Origin of the sequence: Streptococcus oralis (assembly GCF_023110435.1) — a bacterium.
GTDB classification, from domain to species: Bacteria; Bacillota; Bacilli; order Lactobacillales; family Streptococcaceae; genus Streptococcus; species Streptococcus oralis_CF.
Window position 1 is genome coordinate 1,156 of sequence record NZ_JALDWB010000005.1, and the last position, 21,388, is coordinate 22,543.

The window sequence follows — 21,388 nt, forward strand, 5'->3', positions numbered from 1 at the left end:
GAAACATTACCAATTGAATTCTTAGCCTCTGGTGTTGAACCTGGAGCAACTGTTTGAGCCTTAGCTGTTGGATCATTTTTGTCCGCATCGCTACGTGGGTCTTTTACAGTAACCTTAACTGGAACTTCATCCGTAGTTCCGTCTGGGTATGTTACAACTACTGTCGCGTCTTTTTCACCTTCTGTAGCAGTATCTACTGGTGTCTTGAACGCGAAGGTTGTTCCACTTGGAAGATCTGAAACATTACCAATTGAATTCTTAGCCTCTGGTGTTGAACCTGGAGCAACTGTTTGAGCCTTAGCTGTTGGATCATTCTTGTCCGCATCGCTACGTGGGTCTTTTACAGTAACCTTAACTGGAACTTCATAAGTTAACGTATCTGGGTAAGTAACTACTACTATCGCGTCTTTTTCACCTGGTGTTTTTGTATCTACTGGTTTCTTGAACTTTACTGTTGTTCCCTTAGGAAGTTTGTCAAAGTTTCCGATTGAAGCTTCTGCTTTTGGTTTCTCACCAACTTTAACAGTTTGATCTTTAGCTGTTGGAGTGTTCTTTTCTGCATCAGATATCTTATCTGGATCTTCTACAGTCACCTTAACTGGAACTTCATCTTTAGATCCGTCTGGGTATGTTACAACTACTGTCGCGTCTTTTTCACCTGGTGTTGTTGTATCTACTGGTTTCTTATAAGCAAAGCTAGTACCATATGGAAGTTCATCAGCATTGTCGATTGAGCCTTTAGCGTCTGGTGTTGAACCCTTGTAAATGTCTTGAGCTTTAGCTTTTGGATCGTTCTTATCTGCATCGCTACGTGGATCTTTTACAGTTACTTTAACTGGAACTTCATCAGTTGACTTATCGGGATAAGTAACTACTACTATCGCGTCTTTTTCACCTTTGGTTGCTGTATCTACTGGTGTCTTATAAGCAAAGGTAGTACCACTTGGAAGATCTGAAACATTACCAATTGAGTTCTTAGCCTCTGGTGTTGAACCTGGAGCAACTGTTTGTGCCTTAGCAGTTGGTGTGTATTTGTCAGCGTCCTTAGGTGCTGGTGTAACTAAGTATGCAGCTGCAATCTTATCTGTTGATCCATCAGGATAAGTAATGATAAGGTTTCCTTTTTCGTCGACACTATATGTAGTCCCTGGAGGGAAACTTGTATTTGCTTTTTTAGTTGCTTCGATAATTTTATTTTTCTCATCTTCGCTAACATTGTTAGGATCATCAACTTCTACTTTTTCACCTGCAACAGCATCAAGTTTCTTAGTAAGTTCCAAAACGGTAACTCTAAGATCTCTTCTTACAATTACATTATGCTCCCTACTTTGAGCTTCAAAGGTCACAACAGTATCACCTGCTGGTTGGTCCCAAGCAACAGTACCTCCGTACCCGTTATCACGTCTTGTAACGGCAGGTGACCCAGGTTTACTCAAAAAAGTACCTGTAGGTTTTAATCCCTTGACACTAACTGGATTACCAGGAACCCAAAACTTTGCAAGCTCATTGGATACTGCTGTAACACCAATATTAACAGTTTCACCTGGATAAACAGTGATATGTGATTTGGTAACGAGAAGTTGAGTATTATCTCCTCCTCTTGAAACACCTCCGCCCACTTCAGGTTTTTCTGCACGAGTCGCTGTAATAGGAGTGCTCTTAGGAGACTCACTTCCACCTGCTGGTGTAGCTGTCGCTGTAATTTGTCCTTCTGGAAGACTATTTATTGGAGAGATAGTAGCAATACCTTGATCGTTTGCTACGGCTTCGCCGATCACAACTCCGTCATTATTGTAGAGTTTTACTGTAGAACCAGGTTCTGCTTTAACAGTCACATCAGTTGGCGTACTTGCTTTACCTGATAGGTCTGAAGTGATCTCTGGTGCTTGGCCTGCTGGCTTATTAGGAACAGCAGGTTTATTTGACGGAGTAACTAGGTATGAAGCGTCAATCTTATCTGTTGATTTATCAGGATAAGTAATTACAAGATTTCCTCTTTGATCAACATTATACACAGTACCTGGAGGGAAACTTGCATTTGCTTTTTTAGTTGCTGCGATAATTTTATTTTTCTCATCTTCAGAAACGTTGTTAAGATCAGCAACTTCTACTTTTTCACCTGGAACAGCATCAAGCTTCTTAGTAAGTTCCAAAACGGTAACTCTAAGGTCTCTCGTTACACGTACATTATTCTGACTTGTAGCTGAGAAGGTCACAACAGTATCACCTGCTGGTTGGTCCCAAGCAACAGTACCTCCGTACCCGTTATCACGTCTTGTAACGGTTTCACTACCTGTCCCACCTGACTTCAAGAAAGTACCTCTAGGAAGCAAGCCCTTGACACCTGCTGGATTATTAGGAACCGAAAAGTTTTCAAGCCCATTAGATACTGCTGTAACACCAACCTTAACAGATTCACCTGGATAAACAGTGATGTGTGATTTGGTAACGAGTAGTTGGGTATTATAACTATCGTTCCCTCTTGAAACACCACCTTCTACAGTTGTCAATGTTGGTCGTGTCGCTGTTACAGGTGCACTCTTAGGTGACTCACTTTCGCCTGCTGGTGTAGCTGTAGCTGTGATTTCGCCTACAGGAAGGCTGTTTGTTGGCGTAACTGTAGCTACACCTTGAGCATTTGCTACTGCTTGACCGATAACAACACCATCAGTATTGTAGAGTTTAACAGTTGAACCTGCTGGTGCTTGGACAGTTACATCCGTTGCAGAACTACCTTTTCCATCAAGGTTTGAAGTGATGACTGGAGCCGCTACTGTCGCACGTGCTCTACGTCGTTTAGCTACTTGAGAACCATCTTTAATAGTTTGAGCTGCTGTCAAGTTTGCTCTTGAACCATCTGCAAAAGTCACAACTGCTGATCCGTCTGCTTGGACTTGAACATCAGTTGCTGTAGGGTTTGCTGCCTTAACAGCTGCTACAACTTTTGCTTTTTCTTCATCAGTAAGTGCTGCTGGATTGTAAACCACAGTCACTTCTGGAGCTTGGATGCTGTCTGCTTCCTTAGCTTTTTCAGTCGTCTCCACTGCTTCCTTAGCTTTTTCAGTCGCCTCCACTGCTTCTTCTTTAGAATTTTGAGTAGTTTCAACTGTTTTTTCAACTTTTTCTTCAGCCACTGCTGCTGGTGCTACTTCTACAGCTGGTGCTACATAAGTTACATTCTCCTTGGCTGCAACTGGCTTAGCTCCTACTGTATCTGCTTTGACTGATGGAGCCACCAAAGCTGCCCCAACCGCAAAAACAAGCGAACAACCAAAAAGGAAATGTTTTCCTTTTTTGATCATTCTCCAGTTCTTTTGTTCCGCATTTTTACGATTAAAATACATCACATTTTCTCCTTTTGATTTCTAGCATGCAGTACACATACAGTTAAATTATAATGTGCATTAGCAGATTTGTCAATTATATTGTTATTATTTATGATTTTACATTATTTTCAGATAATTTCAGGAGTTTAACCATTTATTATATTATAATATTATAATAAAAACAATTGAGTATTAATTTTCATTTAGTATAAACTATGGTCAAGAAGAAATCATCCTCTCTGACCATCTCTTTGAAGCCTTACAAGCCGTCTAGGGGCCTGCATTTTTACCTATTCAAAAAAAGCCCCATACTATCTGGTATTCAGGAATTCCTGCTACAGATAGTATGGAGCTCAAACAGCAGTTACACAACTGCAACTGCTTTTCTATTCTTGCATGGTGTACCCAACACCACGCACGGTTTTAATGTAGCTTTTTTGTCCTTTTACATCAAGCTTGCTACGTAGATAACGGATATAAACATCCACGATATTGGTTTCTGTCGCACTTTCGTACTTCCAAACACTTTCCAACAACTGCTCACGAGTCAAGACCTTCTTGCTTCCCATGAGAGTGGCCAAAAGGTCATACTCACGGCGCGTCAGAGCAATCATCTCCTCGCCACGATAAACGGTATGATGTTCTACATCCATACGCAAATTGCGGTAAGACGTTGGAACCTTCATCTGACTACAGTGTTGGTCGATAAAGTCCCGACCTCGGAAAATCGCTGAAATACGGGCTACCAGATTATCAATAATCACTGGCTTATAGATGTAAGAAACGGCGAAGCGCTGGATTGTCTCAATCTGGTCTTGCAATTCTTCGCGATGGTCCAAGACCATGATTACTGAGGCTGGTTTTGTCCGACTCAGCCTCTCTGCAAAATCCTGGGCTGTCATATCCCCCAGACGAGCATTCAGTAAAATCAAGTCATAGTCCGTCTGGAGAGCCATGGAGAGGGCTTTTTGCCCCTCCTCGACCAGATCAACACGGTATTGCTCTTTTTGGAGTTCCAGACTGAGAAAATGAGCGAGATTTCGTTCTTTCTCAAGTAATAAAATCCGTTTCCCCATGGCAGACCTACTTATTTTTCGTCATACCAAGAGTAGTGGAAGGTTCCTTCTTTGTCTTTACGTTGGTAAGTGTGGGCACCAAAGTAGTCACGTTGCGCTTGAATCAAGTTAGCTGGAAGGTCTGCTGAACGATAGCTATCAAAGTAAGTAATAGCTGCTGAGAAGGTTGGTACTGGTACACCAGCTTGAACAGCAAGAGCTACGATATCACGCACTGCTTGTTGGTATTTAGCAGTAACATCCAAGAAGTACTCATCCAAGAGAAGGTTAGCAAGATCTGCATCACGGTTGTAGGCATCTGTAATCTTTTGCAAGAAACGTGAACGGATGATACAGCCATCACGCCAGATAGATGCGATGTCCGCAAATGGCAAGTTCCAGTTATTTTCTTTAGAAGCCACACGCAATTGAGCAAAACCTTGTGCGTATGAAATGATTTTTGAGAAGTAAAGAGCTTGACGGATCTTTTCGATCAACTCAGCCTTGTCACCTTCAAATTTGAAGGTAGCTGGCTTTGGAAGAACCTTGCTGGCATGTACACGTTCTTCTTTGTAAGTTGAGATATAGCGAGCAAATACTGACTCAGTGATGAGTGACAATGGTACACCAAGGTCAAGTGATGATTGACTAGTCCATTTACCAGTTCCCTTGTTACCTGCAGCATCCAAGATGTAGTCTACGATTGGTCCCTCTTGGCCTTCATCGTCTTTGCGGCTCAAGATATCAGCAGTGATTTCGATCAAGTAGCTGTCCAATTCACCCTTGTTCCACTCAGTAAAGATTTCAGCCATGTTTTCTGCAGAAAGACCAAGCAAGTGTTGCATGAGGTCATAGCTTTCTGCGATCAATTGCATATCCCCATACTCGATACCGTTGTGAACCATTTTCACATAGTGACCAGCTCCATCAGGACCGATGTAAGTCACACATGGTTTGCCATCTTCTGGTGCTTTAGCTGAGATTTCTTCGAGAACATCTGCTACCAATTCATAAGCTTCTTTTTGTCCACCAGGCATGATAGAAGGACCTTCAAGGGCACCTTTTTCACCACCAGAAACCCCTGTACCAATAAAGTTGATACCAGAGTTTGCCAATTCTTCATTACGACGGATGGTATCTTTGTAGAAAGTGTTTCCTCCGTCAATCAAGATATCACCCTTGTCAAGGTGTGGAAGAAGAGCTTGGATAGTTGCATCTGTACCAGGTCCAGCTTGAACCATGAGCATGATACGACGAGGTTTTTCGATAGATTGAACGAAAGACTCTACATCGTAGCTAGGTACAAAGTTCTTTTCTGGATGGCAGGCAATTACATCTTCTGTTTTTTCTTTACTACGGTTGTAAATGGCAACTGTATAGCCACGAGATTCGATATTTAGGGCAAGGTTACGACCCATTACGGCCATACCTACGACACCAAAGTTAGCTTTTGTCATGTGACACTCCTCTTGTTTAATATGTTTTATTTTATCATTTTTACCTATGAAAGGAAAGAATTTTGTAACGGACTCCTAGTAATCCAAATCATCTGCGTGACCAGCTCCATTACCAACAAAGTATCCAGTCTTACAGTTGAGGGTGAAGAGATAGGTTCCATCTGGTTTGTAGAGGTTGTAATAACCATTTCCGTTTACGATATTGACCCGTTCTAGGATATATTGATTACCAGTGATATAACCACGAGCGCGTGATGTTGCTAGGATTTGTTCCAAAACACCATCAGCAAAATTCCAGGCAGGGTTGTTACTATCATCTACAGCTGATTGGTTGTACGGTACACGACTAGCACTTCTTTGAAGATTGACACCATCGCTAGACAAACCTCCACTTTCTGGTCTGCTGGCAGATGCTGAACTTGATGAAGCAGACGAACTGCTCGTACTGCTATCAGTCGTTGTGCTTGAACTTTCTTGGCTACTGCTACTTGAACTTGAACTAGAGGCGCTTGTTTGCTGGCTCTTACCAAGGCTAATGGCCTTATCTAACAGTTTATCTAGCTCTGTATTTCCTGTTTTAATTTCTGTAAATTTAGCATCTGCCTTGACCTTTGCATTGGTATCCAAGACACCGTCGGTAATTGCTGGAGTTTCAAACTGATTATTCACTTCTTGCACAGCCTTGATTTGAGCTTCTAAACTATCATACTTAGACTTGGCCAGAGTGTGCTCTCGGCTACCTTCGAGTTTATCTAGTTGAGCCTTGAGTTGGTTCAACTTGTCAAACTGACTATTTTTCAAAGCTGTTTTATTAGCATCCGTATAAAAGGCATCGTAGAGGGTATTAAACTCTTGTAGGGCTGTTTGTGTTTCTTGATTGTTAGAAGAAGACTGAGAAGACTGGATGGCTTGGTTGGAGCGGTTTACTTGGTGATAGATATAGTAACTACCTGCCAAGATAAGGGCTGCTGCTAGGGCTGAACCGATAACAAACACGCGCTTCTTTTTAGAATTAGAAACTGTTTCTGATTCTGCCTGAGCTGAGCGTGAAAGTAGAGCCGTCTCTTCCTCTTCTTTCTCATCAGCAACCTCTGCTGGCGTTTGCTTTTCCAACACAAGCGGTTCCAAGTCTTGATTTTCTTCTCCCAAAGGAGGCAAAATCACGTCCGAGCTTGTAGTTTCCACTGAGTCTGACACCGTTTCTTCTGAAACTGTCTCGGGTTCCTCTATGATTGGTGCCGACTCTTCAGTGATTTCTGAGACTTCCTGTGTCGTCAATTCTTCTTGAGCCTGAGCTTCCTGCAGTTCTTCTTTTTTAAATTGACGTGTTTCAAACTTGTCGGCTTCGATTTCCTCGCGGTGCTGTTTGATGTATTTATCCAAGATATTGTCCTCAGGCAATACTCCAGCTTCAACTTCTTCGTTTTTACGGATGACTTGACCAACTGTCAGATCTTTCGCCTCGTCAAAATCAAATTGGGCTTCGTGTTGCTCATTATTGCTCTTATTGCTCATTTCTCTCCCTTTCTACTTTACCTCTTGGCGTTTCACACGCTGACCAAAGTATTGATACAAATCTACTTTTAAGGTCCCATTATACAGTTTGCGTTTTTTATCAGCTGGACTTCCGTACTTGCTTTCAAAAGCTTCGTCACTCGTCAGGATAAACTTACTCCAGGTTTTCAGTGGTGCAAAGACCTGTCCCATTTCTGCATAGAGCTTTGTGACTCCTGCATCATCCGACAAACGCTCACCATATGGTGGATTGGAAATGATGACTCCATTGATCTTATCTGTACGCAAGTCCTGTACTCGCATTTGCTTAAAAGTGATATCTCCAGCCACACCAGCTGCTTGAGCATTGGCCTTAGCAATCTCAACCATCCGAGCATCAATATCACAGCCCATAATATCCAATTCTATCTCACGATCGATTTTCTTAGCAGCCTCTGTGCGAACTTCTTGGATTAACCGATCGCTAACCCAGTTCCATTCCTCAAAAGCAAAGGAACGGCGAAGCCCAGGGGCCATCTTTTTAGCTATCATAGCCGCCTCGATACAGAAAGTTCCTGAACCACAGGTCGGATCAATCAAGGGCTTGTCTGGATACCAGTTAGAGAGTTGTAAAATGGCTGCTGCCATGTTTTCCTTGATAGGCGCTCCACCCTTTTCCGTACGATAACCACGCTTAAAGAGGCTAGAACCTGTCGTGTCAATCATGACAGTCGCCACATCTTTCAGGATGGTCACCTCTATCTTAAACTCAGGACCAGTTTCCATCAAGGGAACCCCTTCTGGACGGGCATAGTGTTTTTGCAGTTTCTTCACAACCGCCTTCTTGGAAATAGCCTGAACACTAGGCTCATTGTGAAGTTTAGACTTAACGCATTTGGCCTTTGAGATAGGGAAACGTGCCCCGAGCGGGAGATAGTTTTCCCAATCCAGAGCAAAAACTCCTTGGAAAAGCTCTTCAAAAGTCTTTGCAGGAAAGCTTCCAACTACAATCTTGATGCGGTCAGCTGCTCGAAGCCAAAGATTGGTCTCAATAATTGCCTTCACATCTCCTTGAAAACGGACACGGCCGTTTTCAACCTGGCAATCATAGCCTAACTCTCGCACCTCACGTCCAACGATAGCCTCGAGCCCCGCTGCAGCAGTTGCGATTAAATTAAATTCTTTTTTCATTTTACAGTCTTGTAAGACCTTTCTTTTGTACACTTTAAAAAATGAGGTTGAGAAAAAGTTCTCAGCCCCAACCTATATGCAATTTTCTATAAGCCATGTTTTGTTCCAGAAGTGACTAGGACCACTTCCTTCGATAATCATCTGTCTACCACTAGCAGCCTATAACTGATAGCAGTCAGAGTACTACGTTCGTTTCCGTGCACTCCATGCCCCGACCGAAATTTGGGTTGCTAGCTTGAGGGGTTTACCGCGTTCCACTCTCTCCGTTTCCAGAGAGACTCCGTCACTGTGGCACTTTCAAGCCTACTCTGACCTATCCAAAGACTTAGCCATTTCGACTGCCGTAACGATCTCTCGTCCCTAGGCTTATGGTTTCGCCTAGCACAAACACTACAGGCATCACAGCCTGTGCTAGCATGGACTTTCCTCATGAAAAGGGATTCTCTTCACGCGATTATCCAAAAATTGCATCTAATAGACACCTGATTATAACTCAGAATTGTCTACGATTTGCTTACCGAATACTTCTTTTTCAAGTCGATTCAATCGTTTCAAAATATCAAAATTTGTCATTGGAGTAGAACTTGTTACTTCGATAGAACTTTGTTGAGTAGAACTTGCCTGTGGCTTGTTAGACAATTCCTCCTTCAAATCAGCAATCTCCTGACGAAGAGATTTGACCAAAGCTGCGTAAGTCTCATAATCCTTGATCACATCATCTAGGAACTCGTCGACCTCCGCCTTACTATATCCGCGAACTTCACGTCCAAACTCTTGTTCAAAAATATCTTTTGCTGAAAAAATAATACTTGCCATTTCTCTCTCCATTCTTGATTGCTATTCTTATTATATAAAAAAAGACAAACAAAAATCAAGGTCAAAGCCTCATTTTTCGGAAAAATTTTCCACTATTTCGTTCAGATCCTCAAATGTTAATCTTTTTGTGACATAGCCTTCTTGATTTTTCATCATCTGGTAAAAATACTGTAACTTGGTTTCATTTTCTTCGTCATAAAAGAGATAGCATCCATCCGTATTTTCCAGCAGAAATTTCTGATAATCGCGTAATTGTCCCTTGTGTTCATACTGTGGATAGGCGTATTTGACAAAGTCAACCTGCTTAAACTCACTGAGTTTGATTTGATTGGCCTCATTCCAGTTACTACCATGGGTTTCAAAGGCAAAAATCGTTGCCAGCTGAAAGCCATAGTCTGCTTTCATATCCTGTGCCACTTCCAGCACCCAGTACTCAAAGCCCAGAGTCCCTGTAAAAACAAGCCAGGTCACCCCTTCTTCTGCTAGACGTTCTAAGTCTCTGCGAATGGCTGTCTTGATAATATCAACGCGAATATCCTTGTCATTAAAGAGACCAAGGTCGAAGGCTGAATAGCCTAAAATCAAGGCTGTTGTCATTTTTAACCCTTTCTTTGTAGATTTATGATATAATAGAGTGATGTTATTGTACCAATAAGGAGAATTATGGTCAACTATCCACATAAACTTTCATCACAGAAGAGACAAGCAGCCCCGTCACAAACTAAAAATTTCGCAAATCGGGGAATGTCTTTTGAAAAGATGATCAACGCTACGAACGACTACTATTTGTCACATGGGTTAGCAGTGATTCACAAGAAACCGACTCCCATCCAAATCGTACGTGTCGACTATCCCCAAAGAAGTCGAGCTAAGATCGTTGAAGCCTACTTTAGACAAGCCTCAACTACTGACTATTCAGGGGTTTATGATGGATACTACATCGACTTTGAAGCAAAGGAAACCAGGCAAAAACATGCGATTCCGATGAAGAATTTCCATCTTCACCAGATCCAGCATATGGAACAAGTTCTTGCCCAGCAAGGAATCTGCTTTGTCCTCCTTCACTTTTCTTCTCAGCAAGAAACCTACTTATTGCCGGCCATTGATTTGATTCGTTTCTATCATCAAGATAGAGGACAAAAGTCAATGCCACTTGGATATATTCGAGAAAATGGATATAGGATCGAGCCTGGTACCTTTCCACAGATTCCCTATCTCGAAGTTATCAAAGAACATTTACTAGGTGGTAAAATAAGATGAACAAACAAACTTTCCTGCGAGTAGTTAAGTATGTCAGTATCTGCCTCTTGACTGTATTTATCGCAGCTATTATGCTAGGTGGAGGCCTCTTTCTCTACTATGTAAGCAAGGCTCCAGCCCTATCCGAAAGTAAGCTAGTCGCTACAACGTCTAGTAAGATCTATGACAGCAAAAATGAACTGATCGCTGATCTGGGTTCTGAGCGCCGTGTCAATGCACAGGCTAATGAAATCCCTACGGAGCTAGTCAATGCAATTGTCTCTATTGAAGATCATCGTTTCTTTAGTCACCGAGGAGTAGACACGATTCGTATCCTAGGCGCTTCCTTACGAAACCTTCGTGGTGGGGGCGGTCTTCAAGGTGGTTCTACCTTGACACAGCAGTTGATTAAATTAACCTACTTCTCAACGTCAACATCTGACCAGACACTTTCACGTAAGGCTCAGGAAGCTTGGCTAGCCGTTCAGCTAGAACAAAAGGCGACCAAACAAGAAATCCTAACTTACTACATCAACAAGGTCTATATGTCCAACGGAAATTACGGGATGCAAACGGCAGCCCAAAACTACTATGGTAAAGACCTCAAAGATTTAAGTCTACCTCAATTGGCTCTCCTAGCTGGAATGCCCCAGGCTCCAAATCAATATGACCCCTATTCTCATCCAGAAGCGGCACAAGAACGCCGAGATCTGGTTCTCTCCGAGATGAAGGGACAAGGTTACATTACAGCCGAACAATACGAAAAAGCCATTAACACTCCTATTACAGACGGACTTCAAAGTCTAAAATCTGCTAATAGCTATCCTCCGTATATGGACAATTATCTCAAAGAGGTAATCGACCAAGTCGAACAGGAAACTGGTTACAACCTTTTGACAACAGGGATGGAAGTTTATACCAATGTTGATCCAGCCGTTCAACAACGTCTCTGGGATATCTACAATACCGACGAATACGTTAATTATCCAGATGATGAGTTGCAAGTAGCTTCTACCATCGTTGATGTCACAAATGGAAAGGTGATTGCCCAGTTAGGCGCACGCCATCAATCTAGCAATGTTTCCTTCGGTATGAACCAAGCTGTCGAAACCAACCGTGACTGGGGTTCAACCATGAAACCAATCACAGATTACGCGCCAGCCTTGGAGTATGACATCTACGACTCAACTGCTTCTATTGTTCACGACGTACCATATAACTATCCTGGAACCAACACACCTGTCTACAACTGGGATAAGAGTTACTTTGGAAACATCACGTTGCAGTATGCTCTTCAACAATCACGGAACGTTACAGCTGTAGAAACCTTGAATAAAGTCGGTTTGGATAGAGCCAAGACCTTCCTAAATGGACTCGGTATTGACTACCCAGATATGCACTATGCCAACGCGATTTCAAGTAACACAACCGAATCTAACAAAAAGTATGGGGCAAGCAGTGAAAAAATGGCCGCAGCCTATGCTGCCTTTGCCAATGGCGGTATTTACCATAAGCCAATGTACATCAACAAAATCATCTTTAGTGATGGTAGTTCAAAAGAGTTTTCTGATTCAGGAACACGCGCTATGAAAGAAACAACTGCCTATATGATGACAGAGATGATGAAAACAGTTCTGACCTACGGGACAGGACGTGGAGCCTACCTTTCATGGCTACCACAAGCTGGTAAGACTGGTACATCAAACTATACAGATGATGAAATTGAGAAATACATCAAGAACTCTGGTTATGTAGCTCCAGACGAAATGTTTGTCGGCTATACTCGTAAATATTCAATGGCTGTCTGGACCGGTTACTCTAACCGACTTACTCCTATCGTTGGTGATGGCTTCTACGTTGCTGCTAAGGTCTACCGTTCGATGATGACCTACCTCTCAACAGATGACCATCCAGGGGATTGGACCATGCCTGAAGGCCTTTACAGAAACGGAGAATTTGTCTTTAAGAATGGAGCACGCAATACGTGGGTCCCTTCATCATCTACACAACAAAGTTCGACTTCTGAAAGTTCTAGCTCAACATCTGAGAGTTCGACTTCTCAGTCAAGTTCAACTACTCCAAACACAAGTCAAACGCAGACGATTCCTCAACAATCAGGAACTGCACCTGCTGAGCAAAACCAATCAAGTCAACCACAACAATAAGTAAAATCCTGAGAAGTAAAATTCTCAGGATTTTTATTCTTTACAGCACAATAGTTTGTCCCAACAGCACCATAACTCTTTTGATAGTTTCTCTAACTATTATAGAGGTTATGGAGCTGTCTTTTCACTTTCTCTTGATGCTAAAATTTGTCAAAAACAAAGGTAATCAGAAGCTATTCCTTTTTCCCTTTCGCGATAAAGAGAGCAGATAGGGCTAGACTTACGCCTGCTAGGAAGAGAGCTGTGTCAGATTTGCTTTCACCTGTTGCCGGAAGCTCCTTCTGATCATCATGTTTAACTTCTGGAGTCTTAGTATCAGCGAGTGGACTTAAGTTCAATTTGTACTCTGGTTTTTCAACTGTCGGTGCTGCTTGGTCTCCGGCTGTACCAAGTGGACCTGTGTACTCTGGTACTTCATGTACTGCTGCTTCTACCGCGTTCACACCACCTGTAAACTCTGGTTTCTCAACTATCGGTGCTGGCTGATCTCCTACTGTACTAAGTGAACCTGTGTACTCTGGTACTTCATGTACTGCTGCTTCTACCGCGTTCACACCACCTGTAAACTCTGGTTTCTCAACTGTCGGTGCTGGCTGATCTCCTACTGTTCCAAGCGGACCTGTGTACTCTGGTACTTCATCTACTGCTGCTTCTACCGCGTTCACACCACCTGTAAACTCTGGTTTCTCAACTGTCGGTGCCGCTTGGTCTCCGGCTGTTCCAAGTGGGCCTGTGTATTCTGGTACCTCATGCACTGCCGCTTCAACCGCATTGACACCACCTGTGAATTCAGGAACCTCCAGAACTGGTGGTTGTTCTTCACCCTTACTTGATTGAACCGATTCTTCTGTTAATTCTTGATGGAAGCTTGCCAATTCATAAAACTCAGCCTTGCCACCTTCCCAGACTAATTTGACGTCTAGAAGAGAGCCACCATTTCGGATAGCGAAGGTTTGGAGACTAGATGTAATGGCACCGAGGTCTGCCCAGCTGTCTTGACCATCCTTGAGTGTTCTAGCAAGAATGCGTGCTTTCGCTCCTTCAGGAAGACTAGAGACAAGACGAAGATGGTTGGCATTAGTTGGCTCAGACAAGTGATACACCAATTCTCCCTTGTCTTTTTCAGACTTATAGCTGGTCAAGACTTTGCCGTCTACAAGATTATTGTAAAGGTTGCCTTGGCTTTCTCCACTACTTCCTTCTACTGTTGGATCATTGATTGGTTTAACAAATTCACCATCGTTGATGACCAATTCTGTAAAGCCTACAAAACGAGCATCATAGTCTGCAGTATAGAGAACACGGAGATAGTTAGCTTTGACTGGTGTCGTCAATTCACCTTCGATGTAACGATTTCCTGGCATCTTAGAATCATGTGTCCAACCATCTGTCAGAGAATCATCGTGTTGGCTATTGGCCACACCATCTCCCACTGTAACGACATCAGTCCAAGTTTTACCGTCTTGGCTGACTTGGATCTTACCATCACGAAGGTAGTTTTGAGTTCCGTCTTGGATGTAGGCTCTAATCTTCTTGATAGTGCGTTCGCTACCAAGTTTCAAGGTCACGTGGCCATCTTTATGGGCATAGTCTGAAAACTCAACGAAGTTGTTGTAAACACCGTCAAACAATTGATCTAGATTGTTCAGTTTACGAACATCATTGCTGCCGTATGCTGGGTGAATTCCCATTGAAGTTGATTCCAATTTTGTTGGTTGTACTTCTTTGGTCGTCACAAGGAGAGAAGTCGCTGTAATAGCTTGTTCCTGATCTGTCTTATTGACCAGACGCACATAACGAACCAAGGACTTGTCAGTCAACTGACTAGCTGAGTACCATTCTTGCGCATTTGCAGAGTACTCAAGGCTAAGAGCTGGGTTGGCTTGACCTTGCAACTGGATGCTATCTGCCTGATGGAGACGATCAAGCTTCATACCTAGATAGCTATTTGCAGGGAGTTTGGTTCCAGCTGGAATTTGGAGCTCGTAACTGCCCAAGCCATCCACTACTGGCGTTTCCTTCAAGGCGTCTACGTTGGTGTCCGTTAACTCACTGTTTCCAGAGCGTGTCTCAACAGAAAAGTCCTGGATACGCCACCAGAGGTCGAGAGCCTTGGTATTGCGTACTCGGATGTAACGAGCATTGATAGCTCTGGTCACTTCCTTGGTTTGTTCTCCTGATAGGCGATCCAACTCTTGCCATGCAATTCCATCTGTAGAGTACTCAAGTACACCTGCTGCAAGTTTATCACCCGTTCCTTGGCGAAGACGAACTTTAGTGACTGACTTGACTTCACCGAGGTCAAGCTGTGCCCAGGCATCTACTGGAGTTGTATTGCTACCGTCAGCATTTGCCATCATGGCTTCTGTATTGTCCTTGCCATCAGTGATTTGACGGGCTGAGGTATTTAGTTTATAAACTAGATTTGAGCTTAGACTAACTGTCGTTGCTTGTTGGCTACGAGCTTTTTCAACTGGACGGTTGACTGCAATTTCCTGAACTGCAAACCAAGTGTTCTCGCGGTCTGCTGTCGCAATCATGCGAACTGCCTTGGCCTTGATTTTGAGATTTTCAAACTTAAGAAGGGATTCATTTCCGACATAGCTTGGCTCTTTCAAAGTTACCCAGTTATCATTTTCATCTTGATACTGCACTTCTGCCTTACTAAAGGTATCACGTGGATTGGCCTGCGTTCCCATAGCAAAGGTCAAGGTTTGAATCGCTACTGGTTTGTTGAACTTCATACCAATATAATCACCTGTCTTGATGCTGTTTGGTGATTTAATAATCGCATGAGTTGCCAAGTCGCCATCCGTTACTTCTGCCAAACCACCTTCTACACCTGTTCGATTGGTGATAAAGGTACTGATGATTTGGTCTGGATGCAAGACTTTTTGAACTTCAGACGCTAGAACTTCTTTCAAGGATAGGATAAATGGACGAATATGTTGAACACCCAATTCAGCTTTTTCCATATGGTCTACATAATGGAAGGTGTGAGTTTGAGACTGTTCGTACAATTTCAAACCTTTATAGTAGCTATCCCAAAGTTTGGCTGCATCGTTTGTAGCCATGGCTTCAGTTCCTGTAAGGAAGGCATCGAGAGCATTCATTTGGTCGATTGCATTATCCAACCAATAGTGGATTTGCGCAACCATTTTTTTATCGCCTGATGCTTTATAGAGTTCGGCTGCTTCTTTAATCTTGGCAAATTCTGCACGCAAGGCTGCACGTTCTGCAGTCACATCCTGACCTGCTTTGAGCTTAGTCATGAAGTCTGTCAATTTTGGAGCCAAGTCTACAGATTCTTCTAGTTTGACGACACGAGTATCCATGTTTTGGTTGATCATGTGCTTACCAAGTTCGCGGAAGGCTGCTGATACCTTGCTATCTTCAAAATGACCATTTTCTACAAAGTTGAAGGCAATATCATTGATTTTCTTAGCTTCTTCTTCTGATTTCCACTGTTTCCATGAGTATTGAGCTCCTGAAAAGAGGGCAATCTTAGATGGTTCAGACTGTTGCATTGGGTTCAACATGATACCAGATAGCAAGCTAGGATCTACATTCGGATGAAGGAATTTCTCACCACCACCTAGAATCAAGTGTTGTTTAGAGTTATCTGTTACAGGCCAGTTAATCCAAAGTGAAACTGGGCGATAGGTCTTGCCTCCTGCGGATAGATTGTTCTTGAGAGTGGAAAGGAAGCTTTCAGAGACTTCACCCCAAATCTTACCACCCGTCAAGGTCATGGATGTTGAACTTGGGAGATTTTCATTGAGGGATTTCAACTCATCCTCACGTCCATTACCCCAATACTGGCCAGGAACAAAGATCATTTCTTTACGAAGACCGCTGTAAGTTCCCTGCATTTCAGTCAACCAATCCGTCATGTCTTTCATCAAGCGGTTGTAGCTATTGTAGCCTCCGACAGGACTTGGTGCATCATCTGCTAGAATACCAAACTCACGAACACCCACTTTCATCAACTGGGTAAATTTGGCCTTGATGGTTGCCAAATCTTCTTGGTAGTGCGCTTCATTGCCAAAGCGGATGCGGTTGTTCATGAATGGATGGATAGTCCAGACATAGCGGGTTTTACTTTGATTTCCAACACGAGCAAGTTCACGGATTTCAGCTAGTTTTTCTTCTGGATAGAGTTCACGCCATTTCTTGTTATGGTATGGATCATCTTTTGGTGCAAAGAAGTATTGGTTCAATTTCAAATCGCCACCATAACGCATGAGCTCTGCACGATCCGCATTAGACCATGGATTTCCATAGTAACCTTCGATGAAACCACGGTTCTTGAGCTCTGCGTAATCTTCTACTGTCACATTGCGAAGGACTGGCACTTGGCTTTCCTTAAGCATGTGTTTCAAGGTTGTCAAACCATAGAAAACTGCATCTGTATCTTTCCCGACGATAGAAATCGAATTATCCTTAATCGTCAAGGCATAGGCGTCAATTTTGTCAAAGAGACCGGCTGAAACCTTGGACAAGTTTTGTTCTGCTTGTGAACCTTGTCCATGTACTCCAAGATAGATATTGGTTGCACCAGCAACTGCAGATTTACCAGTTGTATAAGATACTTGATTATCCTGCAAGACACTCTTCAAGCGATTGCGAGTATAGATGTCGAGTTGATCGCCCATGACCAGATTGACTTGCTTACGAAGGGCTGTAACACCTTCGCCATAGGTTACTTTTTGTGGCGTTGGGAAGACCTTGTACTCTTTCTTGAGATAGTCTGCGCTCTTGCTAGCAGCTGCAATGCTGTCTTCGCTAGCTGGTTTACTTGCAGTGAATTGATCCGCCAATTCAACTGTTCCATCACCGGTTTGGTCTACTTTTGGTTTTTCAGGAGTAATTGGTGGTTGAGGCTGGCTTGGTTCAGGTGTTTCTTGTCCTTCTTTGGCAGGTTTCAATAGATGAACTTCCGCCGCACTTGCAAAACCACCAACGCCTTCCAAGATTTTCAACTCAATCTTGTTGGTATGTACCGCCGCAAAGTTGACTGTTTTTTCTTGGGCATTGTTGTCCCAGTTTCCTTCTGAAACCTTGACCATTTGGCCATCTTTTTGTGCGTAGATTTCGTAGCGAGTAACGACACCATTTCCACCACCTGGACGTGGGAGATAAGTCAAGCCATTGACTTTTTCTGCTTCTTTCAAGATCATAGTAAGGGTGTATGGCGCAGTGTCACCAGTCCACTTAGTATGCCAGAAGGTATTTGGATCATTGTCAAAGGCTTTCTCAACAGCTCCTTCAGTCGCTGTTCCTGGCAATTCTTGGCTACTTGCAGTAGCAGTGAATTTGTCATTTGCAATCAAACGAGGATTTACAAAAGGCTTATCAGTCAACTCAGCGCTGTGCAAGATTCCCTTGAAGCCACCGATACTTTCAAGTGGCAATACCAAGCTTGTATGAGCCAAACGTGGATGCGCAGGATCCGCGATACGCTCAATTTTTTCACCATCCACATAGACTTCTGTTGATTGTGGCTTAGTCACGATAGAGATTTGATAGCGTTTGTTCTTTTCAAGTTTTTTCTTGAATTGGATATGGAACTGTTCAAATTGATAAGCGAGGTAGCCATCTTTATCAGCTAGATAGATACGGTTGTCCCCACTTGTTGAGAAGGTTTGTTCACCGTCTCCAGTGATAGTTACATCAAACTTCAAGACATGACTTGGACCAACATCACCTGCTAAGCCTTCGATGCTGCTGTCTTTCTCAAAAGCCAATCCATTTTCTGTTGCAGTTACTTTCTTCGTTGCATATTCTTTCACCTTATCTGGAGTGATGTTGAATAGTTCCTCTGAAGCAATTGCTTTTTCAGGGTTAGACTGTGGCGCATAAGGACTAGTTGGTAGGGTACGTTCTGCAAAGGTCGTAGCCGCACGGTCAGATCCCCAAGTGCGCTCCGCAGTGGTTTGCATGCTCTTGAAGAAGCGTTTAAAGATATCATAAGAGGTCAAGCCTGTCTCATGAAGGTCGATATTGTCATTCCAAACCGCATGACCTCCTCCGATAATACTTGGATGAGACGATTCAAGAAGCGGACCTCCACCTGTTCGGAAGTCGTTTGGTGTCCAGCTATTGTATTGGCGCTCATAGTTAGCATAATCCCCGTAGGCTGCTTGACTATTACTTCCACTTGGGACACTATATGTCGGCACATCCGTGATATTGATAATCTTAGCTCCTTGAGCAATGGCTTCATTAGGACGTTGCCAGTGAATACTCCAAATATCAACTTCTACTCCGTTCCAATCAACAGGAGTGTTTCCACGTTTCGCACTGAGCGAGCCCCAGATACGTGGTGTATAGCCCTTAGATTTGATATATTGAATCAAATCATTGACATAACGACGATAGCTTTCTCGACTTCCGTAGTATTCATCCGTTCCGATATGAACAGTGGATACCCCATGAAGTGGTGCATCTGGACCATCGAGGAGTTTGTCATAGACGGATTTGACAAAAGCCAGCGTTTCATCGTACTTGTTATCCAAGTCTAGCATGGCAACTCGTTCGACATTATGCTTGCCTGCATAATCACTAAGACTTCCTTGATACATGAGGTCTGGACGAACCTTGACAAATGAAAGTGCGTGTCCTGGTGTATCAATTTCTGGTACTAGGTTGATATGAAGAGCCTTGGCCAATTTAATCAGATTTTGCATTTCTTCCTTAGTATAATGCTCATCTGATGTCAATTTTTGACCATTCTTACCGACAATATCTGTCTCCACACGGAAACCAGTCTTGGCATGTTCAAGTACATACTTGAGTTGTTCTTCTGGGGTTAAATTCTTACCTGCCAAGTGTTCCTTAAGGAAGATATAGTTATCATTCAAGTGCAACTGCAAGTCGTTCATCTTGTAGTAGGCCATGTTGAGCATGATATCTACAAGGGTGTCATAAGGGATAAATTTACGACCTGTATCCAGCATAAAGCCACGATGACTGAAACTTGGGAAGTCTCGAATTTCACCGTTTTGCAGATCCTTTTCTCCCATCTGAAGGAGCGTACGAGTGGCGTAGAAGGCACCTGTGTTTGTTGCAGCTTCGATGGTAATCACATCATCTTGGATAGTGATGCCGTAGCCTTCCTTGCCATAACCTTTGTTTTCAACCTTTTTAAACTCGATTCGTTTTTGAGCCTGTTTGTCACCTGTTGCTAGTTCCAATCCACGACTTGCAAGGTCTGACTGGTAGAAGGTTGCAGCCTGATCAAAACCTGAATCACCTGTCGCAAGAACTGTATCTGAAGTGATAGAAGATTGGCCTTCTTTCCCATACCATTGTTGAACAGCTGGTGCTACTTTTGGTTTCACACCCACACCCTCGTCCTGATGTAGTCCCTTGATGACCACCTCAAATTCCTTAGTGAAAGTATGGCTGTCTTTGATTTGCTGCACCATAACCTTAACGCGTTGATCTGTCAGAGGTTGGTAGATGCGATTTTGAAGATCAATTACACCCTGCTTGTTACTGCCGATTAGACTAACCTGACCCGACAAATTTGGTAGGACAAGAGACTTGCCATCTTCAGCCACATCCAACTGATCAACTTGGCGGATATCCGTTACTTTACTATGGTCCGGAACATTTGAATAAGCTCGAATTTCTTGGATTCCAACGTTTCTCCAGCCCATTGTACCAGCTTGGTAATCATTGACCTCCAATTTGAGGTACTTAGCTTTGATGCTGTTGGCTAAATCAACTTTTTCATCTAAAACAGGATCTCCAGTCTTGGTATGAGCGAGTTTCCATTGTTTTTCTCCATTAGCGCCCACGTCTTCTTGACCTGCGTAGTAGAGACTCCAAGATTTGATATTGGGGTCATTTTGCCCATTGCGAAGACGACGATCCCAGTCAATTTCCACATGCTTGATGAGGGTAGTTTTTGGAAGAGTTAATTCGAAGGTTGGTTTTGGTACATCTCTGTCCGTTGCCCATCTAGTACTATCATCACCATCAACTGCTTTGTCAGCCGTAAAGCTTGTTCCAGACTCATGGTTGTTTGCTGAAGCAGTAGTTCCCTCTAAGTGATTGAGATCTGGACGTTCTTCTACTTCTTGATTAGTTGGTTTAGTAGCAGGAGTATTTGTTTCTGCTGGTTGCACTTCTTCCTTAGGAATTTCAGATGTTTCTGGAACTGAAGGAGTCGTTGTTGATGTTGTTTTTCCTGTCTCTTCAGGTTTTGTTCCTTCTTCGGTTACCTGGCTACCCTCTTGATTTCCTTCTGTTGCAGCTTCTGCATCCGCCTTTTCAAGCGCAGCTGCTAAATCATCTGGTAACTTATCCATGGGTTTAACCTGCGTTATGGTATCCTCTGTACTAGATTTTACTTCTGTCTCTGAAGCATGGGCTAGATTTGCCCCAAAAATACTAGCACCAATCATAACTGAGGCTGCACCAATTGCAAATTTGCGGATACTATAATGACAGCGTTTCTCAAAAAAGTGTTTGTCCATATTTCTCCTATTTCCTTTCATCCGCTTACACTAGTAAGCGTTATCATTTCTCCTTTTAAAAAGGAGAGAACCAAGAGGTCCTCTCAAGGTGTTTGATTCATTTTCCGACTCTGACTCCCATAGCAGTCCAAGTCACTTATCCAAACAATGTAGTTGTGG

Annotated in this window: 10 protein-coding genes and 1 other RNA gene; 2 read left to right on the forward strand and 9 right to left on the reverse strand. The window is 43.1% G+C overall.

Annotated elements, in window-relative coordinates; translation table 11 throughout:
- The 8 genes from M1F97_RS07040 to M1F97_RS07075 all read right to left on the reverse strand — a co-directional run.
- Nucleotides 1-3,344 (reverse strand): Rib/alpha-like domain-containing protein (locus M1F97_RS07040; RefSeq protein ID WP_282185506.1); only part of this gene is annotated, 3,344 nt, incomplete at its 3' end.
- A 368-nt stretch (nt 3,345-3,712) separates the two neighbouring features.
- Nucleotides 3,713-4,402 (reverse strand): response regulator transcription factor, encoded by a 690-nt coding sequence (locus tag M1F97_RS07045; RefSeq protein WP_007520625.1) that lies wholly within the window; start codon nt 4,400-4,402, stop codon nt 3,713-3,715.
- Nucleotides 4,403-4,413: 11 nt separating this feature from the next.
- Nucleotides 4,414-5,838 (reverse strand): NADP-dependent phosphogluconate dehydrogenase, encoded by a 1,425-nt coding sequence (gene gndA, locus M1F97_RS07050; protein WP_247944646.1) that lies wholly within the window; start codon nt 5,836-5,838, stop codon nt 4,414-4,416.
- 75 nt (nt 5,839-5,913) lie between these two features.
- On the reverse strand, nt 5,914-7,353 hold the full coding sequence (gene mapZ / locus M1F97_RS07055; protein WP_247944647.1) for a cell division site-positioning protein MapZ: 1,440 nt from the start codon (nt 7,351-7,353) through the stop codon (nt 5,914-5,916).
- Between the two features lie 12 nt (nt 7,354-7,365).
- The gene (locus tag M1F97_RS07060; protein ID WP_247944648.1) at nt 7,366-8,523 is read right to left on the reverse strand and encodes a THUMP domain-containing class I SAM-dependent RNA methyltransferase; all 1,158 of its coding nucleotides are present in this window, start codon (nt 8,521-8,523) and stop codon (nt 7,366-7,368) included.
- Nucleotides 8,524-8,607: 84 nt separating this feature from the next.
- Nucleotides 8,608-8,989, reverse strand: an RNA gene (gene rnpB, locus M1F97_RS07065) — RNase P RNA component class B.
- A gap of 20 nt (nt 8,990-9,009) precedes the next feature.
- Nucleotides 9,010-9,339: a cell division regulator GpsB gene (gene gpsB, locus M1F97_RS07070; protein WP_000146526.1), complete on the reverse strand. Its 330-nt coding sequence runs from the start codon at nt 9,337-9,339 to the stop codon at nt 9,010-9,012.
- A 69-nt stretch (nt 9,340-9,408) separates the two neighbouring features.
- Nucleotides 9,409-9,936: a DUF1273 domain-containing protein gene (locus tag M1F97_RS07075; protein WP_247944649.1), complete on the reverse strand. Its 528-nt coding sequence runs from the start codon at nt 9,934-9,936 to the stop codon at nt 9,409-9,411.
- Nucleotides 9,937-10,002: 66 nt separating this feature from the next.
- Here M1F97_RS07075 and recU point away from each other — a divergent pair, with 66 nt between their 5' ends.
- Complete coding sequence (recU, locus tag M1F97_RS07080) at nt 10,003-10,599, forward strand: Holliday junction resolvase RecU (protein ID WP_247944650.1); 597 nt, start codon at nt 10,003-10,005, stop codon at nt 10,597-10,599.
- A complete protein-coding gene (gene pbp1a / locus M1F97_RS07085; RefSeq protein ID WP_247944651.1) occupies nt 10,596-12,743 on the forward strand; it encodes a penicillin-binding protein PBP1A in 2,148 nt (715 codons plus the stop codon). Before recU ends, pbp1a begins: the two co-directional genes overlap by 4 nt.
- 173 nt (nt 12,744-12,916) lie before the next feature.
- Here the strand turns inward: pbp1a and M1F97_RS07090 are convergent, their stop codons facing one another.
- Nucleotides 12,917-21,229 (reverse strand): SIALI-17 repeat-containing surface protein, encoded by an 8,313-nt coding sequence (locus M1F97_RS07090; RefSeq protein WP_247944652.1) that lies wholly within the window; start codon nt 21,227-21,229, stop codon nt 12,917-12,919.
- Between the last annotated feature and the right edge of the window lie 159 nt (nt 21,230-21,388).

Coding starts and splice junctions, on each gene's coding strand:
- M1F97_RS07045 (WP_007520625.1), bottom strand. CDS start 4,402: ATGGGGAAACGGATTTTATTACTTGAGAAAGAACGAAATCTCGCTCAT.
- gndA (WP_247944646.1), bottom strand. CDS start 5,838: ATGACAAAAGCTAACTTTGGTGTCGTAGGTATGGCCGTAATGGGTCGT.
- mapZ (WP_247944647.1), bottom strand. CDS start 7,353: ATGAGCAATAAGAGCAATAATGAGCAACACGAAGCCCAATTTGATTTT.
- M1F97_RS07060 (WP_247944648.1), bottom strand. CDS start 8,523: ATGAAAAAAGAATTTAATTTAATCGCAACTGCTGCAGCGGGGCTCGAG.
- gpsB (WP_000146526.1), bottom strand. CDS start 9,339: ATGGCAAGTATTATTTTTTCAGCAAAAGATATTTTTGAACAAGAGTTT.
- M1F97_RS07075 (WP_247944649.1), bottom strand. CDS start 9,936: ATGACAACAGCCTTGATTTTAGGCTATTCAGCCTTCGACCTTGGTCTC.
- recU (WP_247944650.1), top strand. CDS start 10,003: ATGGTCAACTATCCACATAAACTTTCATCACAGAAGAGACAAGCAGCC.
- pbp1a (WP_247944651.1), top strand. CDS start 10,596: ATGAACAAACAAACTTTCCTGCGAGTAGTTAAGTATGTCAGTATCTGC.
- M1F97_RS07090 (WP_247944652.1), bottom strand. CDS start 21,229: ATGGACAAACACTTTTTTGAGAAACGCTGTCATTATAGTATCCGCAAA.